12 protein-coding genes are annotated in these 18,582 nt (G+C 36.6%); 10 read left to right on the forward strand and 2 right to left on the reverse strand.

The features are described 5' to 3' along the window. Positions 1–17: 17 nt before the first annotated feature. Positions 18–1,055, forward strand: coding sequence for an outer membrane beta-barrel protein (locus tag MKS83_RS16050; protein WP_240580429.1), 1,038 nt, complete (start codon positions 18–20; stop codon positions 1,053–1,055). 177 nt (positions 1,056–1,232) lie between these two features. Here MKS83_RS16050 and fumC read toward each other — a convergent pair whose 3' ends face one another. Beyond that, positions 1,233–2,627: a class II fumarate hydratase gene (fumC, locus tag MKS83_RS16055; protein ID WP_240580430.1), complete on the reverse strand. Its 1,395-nt coding sequence runs from the start codon at positions 2,625–2,627 to the stop codon at positions 1,233–1,235. A 182-nt stretch (positions 2,628–2,809) separates the two neighbouring features. On the opposite strand from fumC, the gene MKS83_RS16060 reads away from it, so the two are divergent. The 3 genes from MKS83_RS16060 (at position 2,810) to MKS83_RS16070 (ending at position 5,963) form a co-directional block, all read left to right on the forward strand. Continuing rightward, entirely contained in the window at positions 2,810–4,417 is a 1,608-nt protein-coding gene (locus MKS83_RS16060; RefSeq protein ID WP_100377701.1) for a fumarate hydratase, read from the forward strand. Between the two features lie 90 nt (positions 4,418–4,507). Further along, complete coding sequence (locus MKS83_RS16065; RefSeq protein WP_240580431.1) at positions 4,508–5,611, forward strand: serine hydrolase domain-containing protein; 1,104 nt, start codon at positions 4,508–4,510, stop codon at positions 5,609–5,611. A 73-nt stretch (positions 5,612–5,684) separates the two neighbouring features. Then, positions 5,685–5,963 (forward strand): hypothetical protein, encoded by a 279-nt coding sequence (locus MKS83_RS16070; protein WP_039370192.1) that lies wholly within the window; start codon positions 5,685–5,687, stop codon positions 5,961–5,963. A 98-nt stretch (positions 5,964–6,061) separates the two neighbouring features. Here the strand turns inward: MKS83_RS16070 and MKS83_RS16075 are convergent, their stop codons facing one another. Then, on the reverse strand, positions 6,062–6,931 hold the full coding sequence (locus tag MKS83_RS16075) for a helix-turn-helix domain-containing protein (RefSeq protein ID WP_240580432.1): 870 nt from the start codon (positions 6,929–6,931) through the stop codon (positions 6,062–6,064). A 160-nt stretch (positions 6,932–7,091) separates the two neighbouring features. Between MKS83_RS16075 and MKS83_RS16080 the strand changes: the two genes are divergently transcribed. The 6 genes from MKS83_RS16080 (at position 7,092) to scpA (ending at position 18,553) form a co-directional block, all read left to right on the forward strand. Further along, positions 7,092–9,167 carry a T9SS type A sorting domain-containing protein gene (locus MKS83_RS16080; RefSeq protein WP_240580433.1) on the forward strand — a complete coding sequence of 692 codons (2,076 nt, stop codon included), beginning with the start codon at positions 7,092–7,094 and terminating at the stop codon, positions 9,165–9,167. Positions 9,168–9,363: 196 nt separating this feature from the next. Then, positions 9,364–12,204 carry an alpha-amylase family glycosyl hydrolase gene (locus MKS83_RS16085; RefSeq protein ID WP_240580434.1) on the forward strand — a complete coding sequence of 947 codons (2,841 nt, stop codon included), beginning with the start codon at positions 9,364–9,366 and terminating at the stop codon, positions 12,202–12,204. An 83-nt stretch (positions 12,205–12,287) separates the two neighbouring features. Further along, positions 12,288–13,373 carry a peptide chain release factor 1 gene (gene prfA / locus MKS83_RS16090; protein WP_240580435.1) on the forward strand — a complete coding sequence of 362 codons (1,086 nt, stop codon included), beginning with the start codon at positions 12,288–12,290 and terminating at the stop codon, positions 13,371–13,373. A gap of 85 nt (positions 13,374–13,458) precedes the next feature. Continuing rightward, positions 13,459–13,959 carry a hypothetical protein gene (locus MKS83_RS16095; RefSeq protein WP_240580436.1) on the forward strand — a complete coding sequence of 167 codons (501 nt, stop codon included), beginning with the start codon at positions 13,459–13,461 and terminating at the stop codon, positions 13,957–13,959. A gap of 174 nt (positions 13,960–14,133) precedes the next feature. After that, positions 14,134–16,185, forward strand: a complete 2,052-nt coding sequence (locus tag MKS83_RS16100) for a prolyl oligopeptidase family serine peptidase (protein ID WP_410679616.1) — start codon at positions 14,134–14,136, stop codon at positions 16,183–16,185. Positions 16,186–16,435: 250 nt separating this feature from the next. Next, a complete protein-coding gene (gene scpA, locus MKS83_RS16105; protein WP_240580438.1) occupies positions 16,436–18,553 on the forward strand; it encodes a methylmalonyl-CoA mutase in 2,118 nt (705 codons plus the stop codon). The last annotated feature ends 29 nt before the right edge of the window (positions 18,554–18,582 follow it).

Here is an 18,582-nt window from a genome sequence, read left to right on the forward strand (position 1 = left end):
AATTAAAAATTAATAATATGATTAAAAAAATGATCATGATGGGATTCGTATGTCTTGTTTCCACATCATTATATGCACAGAGAAAACCATTGCTCAATCTTCAGCCGAAAGAAGATACAGAAGTAAGTCCTATTGTAAAGGAAAAAGTGGATGAATATGCCAGAAAGATTGATGCGATTATTAAGGAAGAAAAGAAAGCGATGGAAGCGGAATTACTTACTCTTCAGGCAAAAAATCTTGATAAAGTGGAATTTGATAAGCAAAAATCTGTATTAGCAGATCGTTTTTCAGAAAAAATAGACCAGAGAATCGAAGAGTTGGGATTTGATTTGGATGGAGTTATTCAGAAGCAGGTAAGATATTCTTTGCTGAATTCGGATGTAACTTCCAATGAAGAATTAAAAGAAAAGCTGTTGAAAAAATTCAGGCCTACAAAAAACTTTACAGGATATATTTCCTATGGAATCATGAACCTTACCAACAGCGAAGCAGACAATGCTTTAGATAAAAATTTGGGATATGCCGGAAATTTTGAATTTGGATTGAAATTTAATTACCAGTTCAGCAGAACGAGTCCATGGGGATTGATTTCCGGTATCGGTTTCTCATGGAGAACATTGAGTCTTGATAATAATATGTTTGTTGCCAAAGATGCCAACTCCAATATTTATCTGGCCAATTATGAAAAAGGGCTGAGCAAAAGTAAACTGAGAACAGGATATATTATGGTCCCACTGGGAATTCAGTATAATTTCTCTAAATTAAAAAATGCAGGAATGGATATTCAGTACAGGGATTACCAGAAAGGATTTAAAGTAGGGGCTAATGTTTATGGAGGGGTGAGAATGTCAACCAATAATATTATGAAAGGAGAAGGAATCAGTGACAGAGACAGAAGTAATTATCAGGTAAGTCCTTTTATTTACGGAGGTCAGTTTACTGTCTCTTATAATGATTTCAGTATTTTCGTTAAAAAAGATTTCGGAAACTTCTTTAAAAACGGAAACTTTGAAAATGATAAAGCGTTAGTTTTCGGAGCGGCACTTTGGTGGTAAAAGGTTCAAAAATGTCGTCACCACATATTGTAAATTAATAATTGATAGCTCAAATACAAAATAAATATAAATTATTAATCTTTGGTATGAGAATTGAATAATAAATAATAACATTCATATTAACAAACAAAGGCACTCTGCAATTTTCTGCGGAGTGCTTTTGTTTATGATGAGTTCTTACTTTAGGCTACCTACCATATCTTCTGGTTTTACCCATTCATCGAATTGTTCGGCAGTTAAAAGTCCTAAATTAATGGCCTCTTCTTTTAAGGTCGTACCGTTCTTATGAGCTGTTTTTGCAATTTTTGCAGCATTTTCGTAGCCAATGTGGGTGTTTAAAGCAGTAACCAGCATCAAGGATTTATCTACCAGTTCTTTGATTCTTCCGTGATTCGGCTCGATTCCCACTGCGCAGTGATCATTAAATGAAATACATGCATCAGCAATTAGCTGTGCAGATTGTAAGAAATTGAAGGCCATTACCGGTTTGAAAACATTCAGTTCGTAATTTCCCTGAGTTCCTGCAAAAGAAATGGTCGTGTCATTTCCTAAGACCTGCGCACAAACCATTGTCATCGCTTCATTCTGGGTTGGATTTACTTTTCCCGGCATGATTGAAGAGCCCGGTTCGTTTTCGGGAATGTGAATCTCTCCTATTCCCGAACGTGGTCCGGAAGCCAATAATCTGATGTCCTGAGCAATTTTATATAAAGAAACCGCCAATTGTTTTAATGCGCCATGAGACTCTACAATGGCATCGTGAGCAGCCAAAGCTTCAAATTTATTTTCAGCCGTTACAAAAGGAAGATTCGTGAACTTTGAAATATATTCGGCAACTTTTACATCATAACCTTGAGGAGTATTTAATCCTGTTCCCACTGCAGTTCCACCCAAAGCAAGCTCAGAAAGATGAGGTAAGGTGTTTTTTAATGCTTTGATTCCGAAATTTAATTGAGCAACATATCCTGAAAATTCCTGTCCTAGAGTTAAAGGAGTCGCATCCATCAAATGCGTTCTTCCGATTTTAACCACATCTTTAAAAGCCTCTGATTTCTGAGCTAAAGTATCTCTTAATTTTTCAACTGCCGGAATTGTTGTTTCAACTACTTTTTTATAAGCTGCGATATGCATGGCTGTCGGGTAAGTATCATTAGAAGACTGAGACTTATTAACATCATCATTGGGATGAATTTCCGATTTTTCTCCTAAGGTTCCCCCATTGTTTACATGAGCTCTGTTAGAGATCACTTCATTTACATTCATATTAGACTGTGTTCCTGATCCTGTTTGCCAGATCACCAGTGGGAACTGATCATTCAATGTTCCTTCCAGGATTTCTTCGCAAACTTTAGCAATCATATCTCTTTTTTCTGCAGGTAGAACTCCTAAATCGGTGTTGGCATATGCTGCTGCTTTTTTTAAATAGGCAAAAGCTTCAATAATTTCGTGGGGCATAGAGCCTTCGGGTCCTATTTTGAAATTATTTCTGGATCTTTCAGTTTGTGCACCCCAAAACTTATCTGCAGGAACCTGCACTTCACCCATGGTGTCTTTTTCTATTCTGTAATTCATTGTGATTGAAATTTTTATTTAGTTTTAAATTTTGTGATTTTTAGGCTAGAATAACATTGTATAAAGTTACTTAATAATGAAAAACCGTGCAATTTATAATCATTATAAATATCAATCTAAGTCGCTGATTTTGCTCATGTTTTTTTGTGTAAGCCGTATTTTTGTATCCATAAAAAATTGAAATGGAATTTAGATATCAGGATCCGTATCCGATTCAGAAAGATGATACGGTGTACAAGAAGCTTACTTCAGACTATGTAAAAGTTGAAAAACTAGGAGACAGAGAAATTTTGACAGTAGATCCGAAAGGTCTTGAACTATTGGCTGAAGAAGCAATGGCAGACGTTTCTTTCATGCTTCGTTCTTCACACTTAGAAAGTTTGAGAAGAATCATTGATGATCCTGAAGCTACAGATAACGACAGATTCGTTGCTTATAATTTATTACAAAATGCTGCGGTTGCGGTAGAAGGTGCTTTGCCGTCTTGCCAGGATACAGGAACGGCAATTGTAATGGGTAAAAAAGGAGAAAATGTATATACGGGAGTTGATGACGGGGAATATTTAAGCAAAGGAATTTACAATACCTATCAAAAAAGAAACTTAAGATATTCTCAGGTTGTTCCTTTAACGATGTTTGATGAGAAAAATTCAGGTTCCAATCTTCCGGCACAGATTGATATCTATGCTAAGAAAGGAGATTATTACGAGTTCTTATTCTTGACAAAAGGAGGAGGTTCTGCCAACAAAACGTTCCTTTATCAAAAGACAAAATCTTTATTGAACGAAAAGTCTCTTGAAGAATTTATCAAAGAAAAAATTTCAGATTTGGGAACAGCAGCTTGTCCGCCTTATCACTTGGCTTTAGTGATCGGTGGAACTTCTGCCGAAGCAAATTTGGCTGCAGTGAAAAAAGCATCTGCAAAATATTATGATAATCTTCCGACAGAAGGAAATGAAGCAGGTCAGGCTTTCAGAGACCTTGAGTGGGAAGCGAAAGTTCAGAAGATCTGCCAGGAAAGTGCTATTGGAGCGCAGTTTGGGGGGAAATATCTTACTCACGATGTAAGAGTGATCAGACTTCCTCGTCATGCAGCTTCTTGTCCGGTCGGAATGGGAGTTTCTTGTTCAGCGGACAGAAATATTAAAGGGAAAATTACAAAAGAAGGTATTTTCTTAGAGCAATTGGAGCAGGATCCTAAGAGATTTTTACCAGATACTCCGCCACATTTGGAAGAAGCAGTGGAGATTAATTTGAATAAGCCAATGCCTGAAATCTTGGCTGAGCTTTCAAAATATCCAATCAAAACAAGATTAAAATTAAACGGAACGTTAATCGTAGCAAGAGATATCGCTCACGCAAAAATCAAAGAAATTATTGACAGTGGGAAACCAATGCCAGAATATTTCAAAAATCATCCGATTTATTACGCAGGACCTGCAAAGACTCCGGAAGGAATGGCTTCAGGAAGTTTCGGACCTACCACTGCGGGAAGAATGGATGTGTATGTGGATGAATTCCAAAGTCATGGCGGAAGTATGATCATGCTGGCAAAAGGAAACAGAAGTAAGGATGTAACCGATGCCTGCGGTAAATATGGAGGGTTCTATTTAGGATCGATCGGAGGTCCGGCTGCAATTTTGGCAAAAGACAATATCCTGTCTGTTGAGGTGGTAGATTTCCCTGAATTAGGAATGGAAGCTGTGCGAAAAATTGAAGTAAAAGACTTCCCAGCATTCATTATTACAGATGATAAGGGAAATGATTTCTTTGCGGCATTAGCCCATTAAAAATTATTTAAAAGATATTTATAAAATTAATACTACTTTGTATTGCATGGTACTTTTGTAAAGAGTATTTTTGCAATACAAAATAGCATTATGAAAAATATTTTACTTGCATTTCTTCTTAGCTTAACTGTCTTTGATTTGTCCTTTGCTCAAAGTAATACAAAGATTGACAGTATAATACAAACAGAATTTAAAGATCAAAATGCTCCGGGCGGAGTTTTCTTTGTTTTCCGAAAAGGGAAAATTATTTACGAGAAAGCTTTTGGAAAAGCTAATTTGGAATTGAATGTTGACATGAGGCCAAATAATGTTTTCCAGATTGGCTCTATGACTAAACAGTTTACAGCGGTTTCTATCTTAATTCTTGAATCTCAGGGAAAATTAAGCGTAAATGACCCCGTTGCTAAATATATTCCTGATTATCCTTCGGGAAATTCTATTACTATTCATCATTTATTGACGCACACTTCAGGAATTAAGGATTTTACAAAAATGAAATCAATTTCCGATATTGCCCAAAAAGAAATGTCTCCCAAAATGATGGTGGACTTCTTTAAAAATGAACCTGTTGATTTTAAGCCGGGAGAAAAGTTCGATTATAATAATTCAGGATATGTTTTGCTTGGATATTTAATTGAATTGATTTCTGGTGAAAAATATGAAGATTTTATCAAAAAAAATATCTTTGATAAAGCTGGAATGAACAATTCGTTTTATGCTTCCGATAGAAAAATAATAAAAAACAGAGCTTTTGGGTATCACCAAAAAAGTGATGGTTATGTGAATAAAACAATAATTAATTTCAGCGTTCCTTTTGCGTCAGGATCTTTAATGTCTACAGTTCAGGATATGCTGAAATGGCAAGACGCAATCAATAGAAATCTTATTCTTGATGCTGAACACGCTAGAAAAGCTTTTACAAAATATAAACTTAACAACGGGGATGAATTCAATTATGGGTATGGATGGCATTTGAAAGATATTGATGGAATTGCCACGCGAGAGCATGGAGGAAGTATTTTTGGCTTCAAATCTATGGGAGTTTATATTCCGAGTGAAGATATTTATGTTATAGGCTTTAGCAATTGTGATTGCCATTCGCCGACACAGATAACGAGAGATATTGCAAGATTTGTTTTAAATAGTTCAAAAGTAAACAGAGATATTCTAAAGACTAGTTTAAAATCAAAATAAATAATAAAATAGGACACATATCTTTTGTGTGAAAAGGAAAAAAGTTCTATTTTTGCCTAAAATATTAAGTAAAATGATGTTATCAGCATTTTGGCCGTTTTATCAGTTCCTTTGGACAATCTACTTCGTTACAATGTTCCTTGTAGGATTCTGGTGTATTTTTATGTTTTTCGGATTGGTGATTCCAATGTGGTTGACTGAAGGTTTGAAAGAATACTTTGGTAAAGTAGCTCCTTTTGATCCGGAAGAAATTAGAAGTAAAATGGTTTACGAGCAAGAAGGAGTAGAAGTTATTTATAACTCTCCTAAAGGTCACGGTCCTTTTATTCACGATAGTCACGGACATCATTAATTTGTATGTCATTGCTTTTTCACCTGAATTCTGAAAAAGCAATATCAAAGCAAAACAACATATATTAAAACCACTAATTTATTAGTGGTTTTTCTGTTTTATCCATTTCTGAGTTTTTCAGGAGATATCCCAAACTTCTTTTTAAACGCTCTGGAGAAATTCTGTACATAGTCATATCCGCAGTCTATGGCTATTTCTTTGATCATAATGTTTTTATCAATGATAAGCTTTTTTGCCTTCAGCATTCTAAGCTCGGAAACATAATCTACAATTGTTGACTGATAATGCTCTTTAAACTCTTTCCTGATTTTATTTTCATTAATTCCAAGTTCCTGGCTTAGTTCATTTATCTTCAGATTTTTATGATAATTCTCATCAATATATTTTTTTATGCGGATGTGATGTTTAGACGAATTTTCAGTATCATCTTTTTCAGTAAACTGCTCAAAAATTAAAATCAAAAGTTTAATAATTTTTGCTTCTATAAATAGTTTCTGTATCATTCCTTTTTTTGAATATTCAATGATCTCTTTAAGAATAATATGCATTTCTACCGTCATTAAAGGAGGAGTCTGCTTATGTAGGAAAATGAAATTATTTTTTGTCATTTGTTCAAGTATATCCGAACTCTCTTTACTTTTTTGAGGGTTGAAAAGATTAAAAATATACTGATATGTGATTTGAATCTGCAAGTACTTTAGAGACTCTTGGTTCTCTGTCCAAAGCTTTGCTTTACTCTCTTGTGAAGAATAGTGCAGAATGTATTGATTTTCTTTGAATGAAAATTGAGTTCTGCAGTCCTGAGCATCTAAATTAATATTAGGACTCAGCAAAAAAAGAAGATTAAAACTCGATTTTCCTTCCACAAAACTGGATTTAAGACAATTTTCCTTATTTGAATTGGTATAAAGGAGGATAGAGATTTCCTCTGAATAATATATTTGCCCCTCCTTAATAGTATTCTTCATATGGCGTTTTTTCAATTTATTATTTGAAAATGACTCTTTTGTTTTTATACATTGTATGATTATCAATAGTTTGGAAATGATAACAATACTTAATCCGATACAAGTAATTTTGCGCAAATTTAGTATAATTAATTTAGAATAAATAAAAATAAATATTCAAATGTTTAAAAATTTATACTCTGCAACGGTCAAAATTGGCTTAGGGTTAAAAATGTTATCCATTGCATCAGGAGCTTTGTCTGCTCAGCAATGGCAGGATGTAGGAACACCGGGAAATCTTTCTTCCGGTACATCAAGCTACAATAATTTGGCAATTGATGTACAGGGGAATTATTATATTTCCTATTATGACGTAGCGCTGGGAAAAGGCTCTGTTCAAAAATTTAATGGAACATCCTGGTCTTATGTTGGAGGTTCTGCGGGAATTACGGCAGGAAGCGCAACATTCAGTTCGCTATCTGTAGATGTTTCAGGAAGGTTATATTACACCAATCAATGGGCCTATCCGAATTCGGGAATGGAGGTTCGAAAATTTGAAGGAACAGCATGGAGCCAGCTTCCCAATGCATTTAGTGCGACCACAAATTATCAGGCTTCTGCAGTAGCACCCAACGGAACTCTTTTCGCATACGGATCTGTAGACTCCGGAACCGTGAAACGTTTTGTAAACGGAGTATGGGAACAGGTAGGTCCTACAGGAATTGCAGGTGGAGTCCCTTATAATGCTGAAATGGTGATCGGGACTAACGGAAAAGTATATGTATGTCAAAATTCATCAGGAGTAAAAGTATTTGAAAATTCTTTAACGGCTTCCTCAGCGGATACTTGGACTTTAGTTGGTGGTGCTTCAGTTGGAACTACCTTTACAGAGGGGGTGAATGCAACTTCGGATATTGCTATAGGAGCAGATAACAAGCTCTATGTTGTTTATTCTTCAAACGCTGCAAACAACAGAAAGCTTAATGTGAAAAAATTCAATGGAACAGATTGGGAACAAGTAGGAGATGCGAATTTTGGAATTTCTAATGACCTTTATAATGTAGCTATTGCAGTAACACCTGCCGGAAAAATATTTGTTGTAGCAAGTGGCTGGGCGATTAATGGAGGAAAAAATACTGTGTATGAATATAACGCTGTGACCAATACCTGGGCGACTTTTGGAGGCGATTTCATATCTGATGGTACAGCAACGTACAATGATTTACAATATGATGCAGTCAATAACTCTTTGGTTCTTACTTATTCGCAAAGTGGTGTCAGAGTAAAGAGAATTTCTCTTACGCCGGCTTGTAACAATGCAGATCCGGGAGCCAATCCGGGAGATACAGGTTGTGTAAGCTTCACCTACAAAGGACAACCGGTTTCTTCTACCACGGTGAGAGGACAGGATGGTAAAGTTTGGCTTCAGCAGAATTTAGGAAGTACTCAGGTTGCGGCTTCGATGACGGATACCAATTCTTATGGTGATCTTTTCCAGTGGGGAAGATGGGATGATGGTCACCAGGTGAGAAATTCTTCTACTGCTTCTATGCCTTCGGTTAATAATCCTTCTGGATTAACAGGGGTTACTTCATTCATTATCGGTTCAGGAACGAGTAATTATTGGTGGAGCACCAATGCACTGACTGATAAGTGGTCAGGAGAAAATATTGCTGCAATTACTTCAGAAATCGGAGTAGATCCTTGTAAAGCAATTGGGCAAGGTTGGAGATTGCCAACTCAGGCAGACTGGACAACAGCGGTCAGTGCAGAAGGTATTTCAAACCCTACGACTGCATTTAACAGCAGACTTAAACTTCCTGCGGCTGGTAACAGAAGCCCTATTGATGGCTCTTTTACTTATGAAGGGCAAAGAGGATATTACTGGAGCTCTGATGTGTCAGGTTCAGGTGGAAAGTATCTTTATGTAGGGACAACGATTGCGAATGCGGGTTCAGGAGGTCCTAGGGGACAAGGTCAGTCCCTAAGATGTCTTAAAGAAACTTCCGCGTTAGGAACATCAGATATAAGATATGTAAATCTTGGAATTTATCCGAATCCTACGAAAGATATTCTTAATATTAAAGTAGATTCATTAATTGATGTTATAAATGTTACCAATATGGTAGGGCAAAGAATAAATGTTCAGTTCTCCAATAATCAGATCAATCTGCAAGGCTTTCCAAACGGGTTGTACATTGTAGAGGTAAAACTAAAAAACGGACAGACAATTTCTAAAAAAGTGATTAAAAACTAGTTCCGTTCATATTAGATTGATAGGCAAAAGGCTTTTTTAAGCCTTTTGTTTTTTTATGACCCGTTAGTTTACAATTAAAAGAAACTCATCAATGCATAGCTTTTAAATAACATAAAATCTAAAATTTTATATTAAAAAAACAATAATTCTGGAAAATGAATTACTTTAGTATTTATTAATATGAAAAATTGATCATATGAGAAAATTATATTCCGGAATCATGATGCTTTTTGTAGCTTTTGTTTTTGGACAAATAAGTTATACGATTAACCCGAGTCCATTTAATGAGACAGATGCGATCACTTTAACGGTTCCCGGCAACCAGATTGATGAAACCACTTGGGGAGTTACTAATAATGCGATCTATATTTGGTCATGGTCTTTAGACACCAATTATCAAAATAGTCAGGATTGTCCTACCAACGGAAGTTGGAATAATTCGAATGATTTGAATAAATTAAATTATAATGCTGGAACAGATACTTACTCTTTAACCTTTACTCCGACAGCATTTTACAACAGAACAGGAATTGGAAGATTGGGGTTTTTATTAAAAGATAAAACCGGAGCGCATCAAACCTCTCCTGATATCCTGGTAAATGTTGGAGTTTTAAACTTAACGCTCACCAATCCTGCTGTGAATAGCTTAACGTCCGTTCCGGTAGGAAATTCAATCAATGTCACCGCCAATACCAATGTCAATGCAACCTTTCAGCTAAAAGCAAACGGAGTCGTTGTAAATTCCACTTCTACACCATCTACTTCTTATTCTTACAGCTATACGGTGACACAAGATGCGGATATGGAATTAATTGCCACTCAGGGTACGAGTTCTAAAAATGCCACGTTCATTTTACAGGTTCCAAGAAATGTAATTTCTCAACCCATTCCAAGCTGGATCAGACAGGGAATTAATTACGATCCTGCCGATCCTACACGAGTTGGTTTTGCCTTGTATGCTCCCTACAAAAACTTTGTTCATCTGATCGGAAGCTTTAATAACTGGAGTGTAAACGATACCTATCTGATGAAAAGAGATACCACAAATCCTGATCTTTACTGGTACGAGCTGAATGGACTTACGCCTCAGCAGTTATATACTTTTCAATACAGAACCAATGATCTGAAAAAGGTGGCAGATCCTTACTCTCCGCAGATTCTGTCTTCTTATGATGATCCGTCAATTTCATCAACTACTTATCCGAATCTTCCTGCTTTTCCCGCGGGACAGGGTTTTGAAGTGTCAATGTTTAAAACAGGGCAGACTCCTTACAATTGGCAGGTCACCAACTTTACAAGGCCAAGCAAAGAAAATTTAGTGGTCTATGAATTATTGCTAAGAGACTTTACCCAGGAAAAAAACTGGCAGTCACTGATCAATAAGATCAATTATTTAAAAGATTTGAAGATCAACGCCATCGAACTTCTTCCGGTTATGGAATTTGAAGGAAATCTTTCCTGGGGATATAATACATCCTTTCATTATGCGCTAGACAAAGCGTACGGAACACCGGAAAAATTTAAAGAATTTATAGATTTATGCCATCAGAACGGAATTGCGGTGATTTTAGATATTGCTTTTAATCATGCAACAGGGCGCTCTCCTTTGGTCAGACTCTGGAATGTAGATCCTGATGGAGACGGTTATGGAGATGTGGCCGCAAACAATCCCTACTTTAATACCGTTCCGAAACATTCATATAATGTATTTAATGATTTCAATCACTCAAGCTCTTGGACTAAATATTACGTTGAAAGATGTCTGCAACAGTGGTTAACGGAATATCATATTGATGGATTTCGTTGGGATCTTACCAAAGGCTTTACCCAAAATTGTACAGCAAATGATGAAGCCTGTACCAATGCTTACCAACAGGATAGAGTCGATATACTGAAATATTATGCTGATAAACAATGGAATATTGATCCGAATTCATATATGATTTTTGAGCATTTGGGAACAGATGCGGAAGAGCAGCAATGGGCAAACTACAGGATTGCTGAAGGAAAAGGAGTAATGCTTTGGAATAAACAGACAGATCCTTATAATCAAAATACGATGGGATATGTATCAAACAGTAATTTTGACCGTATGGATCATGAGCTTCATGGTTTCACCAATATGAGAGCAGTGGGATACGGCGAAAGTCATGATGAAGAAAGACTAATGTTTAAAAACCTTGCTTATGGAGCTGCAAACGGAACATATGATGTGAAAAATCTAGCTACGGCATTGGACAGAATGAAGACTTTTGGTGCCACATTTTTTACGATTCCGGGACCGAAAATGATATGGCAGTTCGGAGAATTGGGATATGGTTTTAGTATCAACAGATGTACCGACGGAACGATCAATACCAATTGCCGTACGGATGAAAAACCGGTTGCTTTTACTCTGGGTTATGATACGGATACCAACAGAAAAGCAGTATATAATATCTGGGCGCAGATTATTAATATCAGAAATGCCAATCCCGTTTTCAAATCAAAAACCTATACGGTAGAATCAAACAATCTGACGAACGATCCTGACGGACTGATCACGAGAATCTATGTATATGATACAACACTAACGGGAACAGAGCTGAAAAATATTGTGGCTCTTGCCAACTACGGAATTACGTCAAAAAATGTAGTCCCCTATTTTCCTTATACAGGACAATGGAAGAATCTTATGGATAATACTGTCCTGAACGTAACGTCCACAACAGCTCCGATAACATTACAGCCAGGAGAATTCAGGATTCTTGGAAGTACAGATGGAACTTTATCAACTTCAGAAGTAAAATCCGAAAACAGGCTGTCTCTTCAGATTGCTGATAATCCGGTGAAAAAGGGCATGGCAAAACTCATTTATAATAAAGCTAAAAATGGGGAGATCACGATTTATGACCTGTCCGGAAAAAAGATGGATTCTTTTAAACTTAACAATGAAAGTGGAACTTATGAAGTCTCAACGAATTATTCGGCAGGAACATACCTTGTTCAGTTGAAATCGGAAACAGGAGTTGCCATTCAGAAAATGATGATCAAATAAAAAATATATAAATCCAAAGCTCATGAAAATGGGCTTTTTTTGTTCGTTATCAATTCCGTATCTTTGCAAACTAAATTTTCACTATGTCTAAAAGTTTAATTCCGAAACTGGAAGCTATAAAACAAAGATACAATGAGGTTGCGGACCTTATTATTCAGCCTGATGTTATTTCAGACCAGAAAAGATATTCTTCTTTAAACAAAGAATATAGTGATTTGGGAAAAATTGTAAAAGTTTACGATCAATATAAAGCGGCTTTAGATACCATTGAAGAATCTGATGAAATCATTGCAGATGGTTCAGACAGAGATTTGGTAGATTTGGCAAAAATGGAAAAGCTTGAGGCTCAGGAAAAAATTCCGAGCATTGAAGAAGAACTTAAAGTATTACTTATTCCTAAAGATCCTGCAGATGATAAAAACGTAATTGTGGAACTTCGTGCCGGAACCGGAGGTGATGAAGCGGCTATTTTCGTAGAAGATGTGTACAGAATGTATACCATGTATTTTAAAACAAAAGGATGGAGACATGAAGTAACCGATTCTAATGAAGCTGCAAAAGGCTACAAAGAATTGATCATGAAAGTGGAAGGAGAAGGCGTATACGGAATTATGAAATTCGAATCAGGAGTTCATCGTGTACAGCGTGTTCCGGAAACAGAATCTCAGGGAAGAGTTCACACTTCGGCCATTACGGTAGCCGTTTTACCTGAAGCTGAAGAAGTAGACTTTGAACTGAATCCGGCTGATATTGAAATGCAGACTTCACGTTCTGGAGGAGCAGGAGGTCAGAACGTAAACAAGGTCGAAACAAAGGTACAGTTAACCCACAAACCTTCAGGATTGGTGGTGGTTTGTCAGCAGGCCCGTTCGCAGTTGGCTAACCGTGAACTGGCGATGGAAATGCTTCGTACCAAATTATACGACATCGAATTACAGAAAGTACAGGGAGATATTGCGGCACAGCGTAAATCAATGGTTTCTACAGGTGACCGTTCGGCAAAGATTAAAACGTACAACTATCCGCAGGGAAGAGTTACCGATCACAGAATCAACAAATCCATGTACAATCTTGATGCGTATATGAATGGTGATATTTCTGAAATGATTGACGCGGTGATCATGGCTGAAAATGCTGAAAAAATGAAAGGAGAAGAGGAGAATTACTAAATTTTTTCTTTTACTAAATATAAAGACTTCTGTTTGCTCAGAGGTCTTTTTTATTTATTTTTGAAAAAAAACTAAAACCATTTTAATGAAAAAAATGATTCTCTTGGGTTTCTTATTAAGCTCTTTTTTATGTTTCTCACAAAATGAATATCAATCCAACGAATTTAAAATTGATGGATTTGGGCTGTTTTTTAACAGGATCGGAATCGGTTACGAAAGAATACTTAATTCAAACTCTGGAATTGGAGCAAGAGTTTTTATGAAGAAAACAGAAAGCTATTATGCCATGCCTTATTACAGAAGATATCTTCATCAAGATGCTTATGCTTCAGATCTTTTTCTGGAAGGTTTTGCAATGTATGGTTCTTATATTCCAAGAGATTCCGAGAATAATTTACTAGATAATGGAAAAAGAAATTCGATGATTGGAGCTGGGTTTGGAATTGGTGAAAAAGCAATTTTACAATCAGGATTTTTTTTTGAAGGAGTAATTAATGTGGGTGCAGGAAAAAGTTTGCAACCCACTACTGAATCTGAATTTAAATTCATTGCTCAGGTTTCAGCTTCAGTTGGATATAGATTTTAGAAAATGTTTAAATGATTAAACTTAAAATAGAATGTTTTAAAGCTTCCGAGTAATCGAAAGCTTTTTTTATTTAAAACACATTCCGTATTTTTGAGAAAACCTTTCACAATGAATTTTAGACCTATTTTACTAACGGCTGGAGTTTTATTCTCAGCAACTTTTTATTCTCAAAAAATGATTTATCCAAAAGCATTAAAAGGAAATCAAACAGATACATATTTCGGAACAGCGGTAGCAGATCCATTCAGAGATTTGGAAAATGATTCTGAAGCGACAAAAAAATGGGTGGATGAAGAAGTAGCGCACAGCCAGAATTATCTTTCAAAAATTCCTTTCAGAAACGAAATTAAAAAACAGCTGAGAGATATCTGGAACTACGAAAAGGTTTCCGCACCTTTTATGGAGGGAGATTATATCTATTATTATAAGAACGATGGTCTACAGGCGCAGTCTGTTTTATACAGGACTTCTAAAGTTAAGTCAAAGGTTGCGACGGTTTTTTTAGATCCTAATAAATTTTCTAAAAGTGGAACAACATCACTTTCTCAGGTATCATTTAATAAAAAAGGAAACTTGGCAGCTTATTCAATCTCAGAAGGAGGAAGTGACTGGAACAAAATCATTATCATTGACGCCATTACGAAAAAGCAGATTGATGAAACATTGGTGGATGTAAAATTCAGTGGAATTTCATGGCAGGGAGACGAAGGCTTTTACTATTCAAGCTACGACAAACCGAAAGAAGGGACTGTACTTTCAGGAATGACGGATAAGCACAAAGTGTATTTCCATAAATTAGGAACAAAACAATCGGAAGATCAATTAATTTTTGGAGGAGATAAAACACCAAGAAGATATTTAGGTGCAGGCGTTTCAGAAGATCAGAGATATTTGATTATTTCTGCTGCCAATGCAACCAACGGAAACGAACTGTATATCAAAGACCTGAAAAACGGAGGTAACTTTGTGCAGATCAATAAGGGATTTGATTTCAATGTAAGCATTGTAGATACGGATGGTGATGATCTATATATTTTCACAGATAAAGACGCTCCAAATATGCGTTTGGTAAAGACAACCATCCAAAACCCTTCACCGGAAACCTGGAAAGATGTTATCCCGCAAACAGAAAATGTATTAGGAATTTCTACAGGAGGAGGATATTTCTTTGCTACCTATATGATTGATGCGATTGATCAGGTAAAACAGTTTGATAAAACAGGAAAGCTGATCAGGGAAATTACTTTACCGGGAAAAGGAAATGTTGGAGGTTTCGGGGGTAAAAAAGAAGAAAAAGAACTGTACTTTTCATTTAGCAATTACATCACACCGGGAACTACTTATAAATTCAATGCAGATTCAGGAGAGTCTAAAATTTACTATAAACCAAAAGTAAAATTCAATCCGGATGATTATGTGTCCGAGCAGGTATTCTACACCTCAAAAGACGGAACAAAAATTCCAATGATGATTAACTATAAGAAAGGAACGAAGCTTGATGGTAAAAACCCAACGATTCTTTATTCTTACGGAGGCTTCAATATCAGTTTACAGCCTGCTTTCTCTGTAGTGAATGCCATCTGGATGGAAAACGGAGGAATTTATGCCGTACCGAATATTCGTGGTGGTGGAGAATATGGTAAAAAATGGCATGATGCAGGAACCAAACAGCAAAAGAAAAATGTTTTTGAAGACTTCATCGCGGCCGGAGAATATTTACAGGCGAAAGGCTATACTTCAAAAGAATTTATGGCACTCTCAGGAAGATCAAACGGAGGTTTATTAGTCGGAGCAACCATGACTATGCGTCCCGATCTGGCAAGAGTGGCTTTTCCGGGAGTTGGAGTGTTAGATATGTTGAGATACAATAAATTCACAGCCGGAGCAGGATGGTCTTACGATTACGGAACAGCGGAGGACAGTAAAGAAATGTTTGAATACCTAAAATCATATTCTCCTGTTCACAATGTGAAAGCAGGAACTTGCTATCCTTCAACGATGATTATTACAAGTGATCATGATGATAGAGTGGTTCCGGCGCATTCTTTCAAGTTCGGAGCAGAGTTGCAGGAAAAGCAAGCGTGTAAAAATCCTATTTTATTAAGAATTGAAAAAAATGCAGGTCACGGAGCAGGTCGTTCTACGGAGCAGGTTATTGGTGAAAATGCAGATTTGATTTCTTTCGCGCTGTATGAAATGGGAATTAAGAAATTAGGGAGTAATTAATTTTTTTAAATAAATTTTGATAAATCATATTATGAACATCAATAGAAACGGGCTTTAGCCCGTTTTTTCATTTAAGCATGAGACATTGGCTTTAGCTAAAATATTTTAAGTGTATCAATAATAATACTCTGTGCTAATACAAACAATCATCTGCGTAAATCCGTGAAATCTGTGGGAAAAAATTCAAAAAAATATCACAAAATTATTATCTCAAAAATCCGTAATTTTAGCCGGTAATAAATCTGAAAGTATGAGAAGAGAAGTTCAAAATAAAACTCCTCAATTTAATATAACCGAAAAAAAATCGGAAATCTATCCATTTGAAAAAGATGGATTGCAGTTAAAATCTTCCTATAAAGCAGAAGACGTTAAAAATAAAAAATTAACAGAAACTTCTCCGGGAATTGCCCCCTATTTAAGAGGTCCGTATTCCACCATGTATGTTCAGAAACCGTGGACGATTCGTCAATATGCAGGATTTTCAACTGCAGAAGAATCCAATGCTTTCTACAGAAGAAACTTAGCGGCAGGACAAAAAGGTCTTTCCGTAGCTTTTGATTTGGCAACGCACAGAGGTTATGATTCAGATCATGCGAGAGTAGTTGGTGATGTTGGAAAAGCTGGAGTGGCAATTGATTCTGTGGAAGACATGAAGATTTTATTCAATGAAATTCCATTAGATCAGATTTCAGTTTCCATGACGATGAATGGTGCGGTTTTACCAATTTTATCATTCTATATCGTAGCTGCAGAAGAACAAGGTGTTTCTCAGGAATTGCTTTCAGGAACCATTCAGAACGATATTCTGAAGGAATTCATGGTAAGAAATACTTACATTTATCCACCCGCACCTTCCATGAAGATCATTGCAGATATTTTTGAATACACTTCTCAGAATATCCCGAAATTCAACTCTATTTCAATTTCAGGATATCACATGCAGGAAGCCGGAGCTACACCGGTGCTGGAAATGGCTTATACGCTTGCAGATGGATTGGAATACGTAAGAACAGGAATAAAAGCAGGAATGAATGTTGATGATTTCGCGCCAAGATTGTCCTTTTTCTGGGCGATCGGAATGAATCATTTCATGGAAATCGCGAAAATGCGTGCGGCAAGATATATTTGGGCTGAATTATTAAAGCAGTTCAATCCTCAGAATCAGAAATCTTTAGCTTTAAGAACACACTCACAAACTTCAGGATGGTCTTTAACAGAGCAGGAACCTTTCAACAATATAACAAGAACTGCCATTGAAGCCTTATCTTCGGCATTGGGAGGAACTCAGTCTCTTCACACCAATGCTTTGGATGAAGCTATTGCGCTTCCGACAGATTATTCAGCTAAAATTGCGAGAAATACTCAGATTATCCTGCAGCAGGAAAGTGGAATCTGCGATGTGGTAGATCCGATGGGAGGAAGTAATTTAGTAGAAAGTCTTACTCAGCAAATGATCGAAGAAGCCATGAAATACATCGATGAGGTAGAGCAGGAAGGAGGAATGACGAAAGCCATCGAAGCCGGAATTCCAAAAATGAGAATTGAAGAAGCTGCGGCAAGAAAGCAGGCAAAAATCGATAGCGGAGAAGAATTTATCATTGGCGTAAATTCATTCAAATCAGAGCTAAAACAGGACGAAATTGAGATCCTTGATATTGACAATACGGAAGTTCGCAGAAAACAGATCGAAAGATTAAATAAAATAAAAGCAGAAAGAGATTCTGAAGCAGTGGAACAGATTTTAAATAAAATCCGGGAATCAGCAAAAACAGGAAAAGGAAACCTTTTGGCATTATGTATCGAAGCAGCTCGCAGAAGAGTTACGCTTGGGGAAATGAGTGATGCCATGGAAGAAAGTTTCGGAAGATATAAAGCAAATATCAGAACAATTTCAGGAGTTTATGCCATGAATGCAGGTAAGAACGAATATTTCGAAAAAGCCCTGAATCTTACTCAGAAATTTGAAGAGAAAGAAGGACGTCGCCCAAGACTCATGGTGGCTAAAATGGGACAGGATGGTCATGATAGAGGAGCAAAAGTAGTAGCAACAGCATTTGCGGATATGGGATTTGATGTTGATGTAGCGCCACTATTCCAGACACCGGAAGAAGTTGCCAAACAGGCGGTGGAAAACGATATCCACATTTTGGGAGTGTCATCATTAGCAGCAGGTCATAAAACATTAGTTCCGCAAGTGGTGGAAGAATTAAAAAAGCTGGGCGCAGATGATATTACCATTGTTGTTGGTGGAGTAATTCCTCAGCAGGACTATGAGTTCCTTTATGCAAACGGAGCAGATTTTATCTTCGGGCCGGGAACCAATCTGCCAAAATGTGCGGTAGATATTCTGGAAAGATTTTTAAATTAATTAACTTTTTTAAGGCATAAATTGCACGA

The organism is Chryseobacterium sp. Y16C (assembly GCF_022488405.1).
Taxonomy (GTDB): domain Bacteria; phylum Bacteroidota; class Bacteroidia; order Flavobacteriales; family Weeksellaceae; genus Chryseobacterium; species Chryseobacterium geocarposphaerae.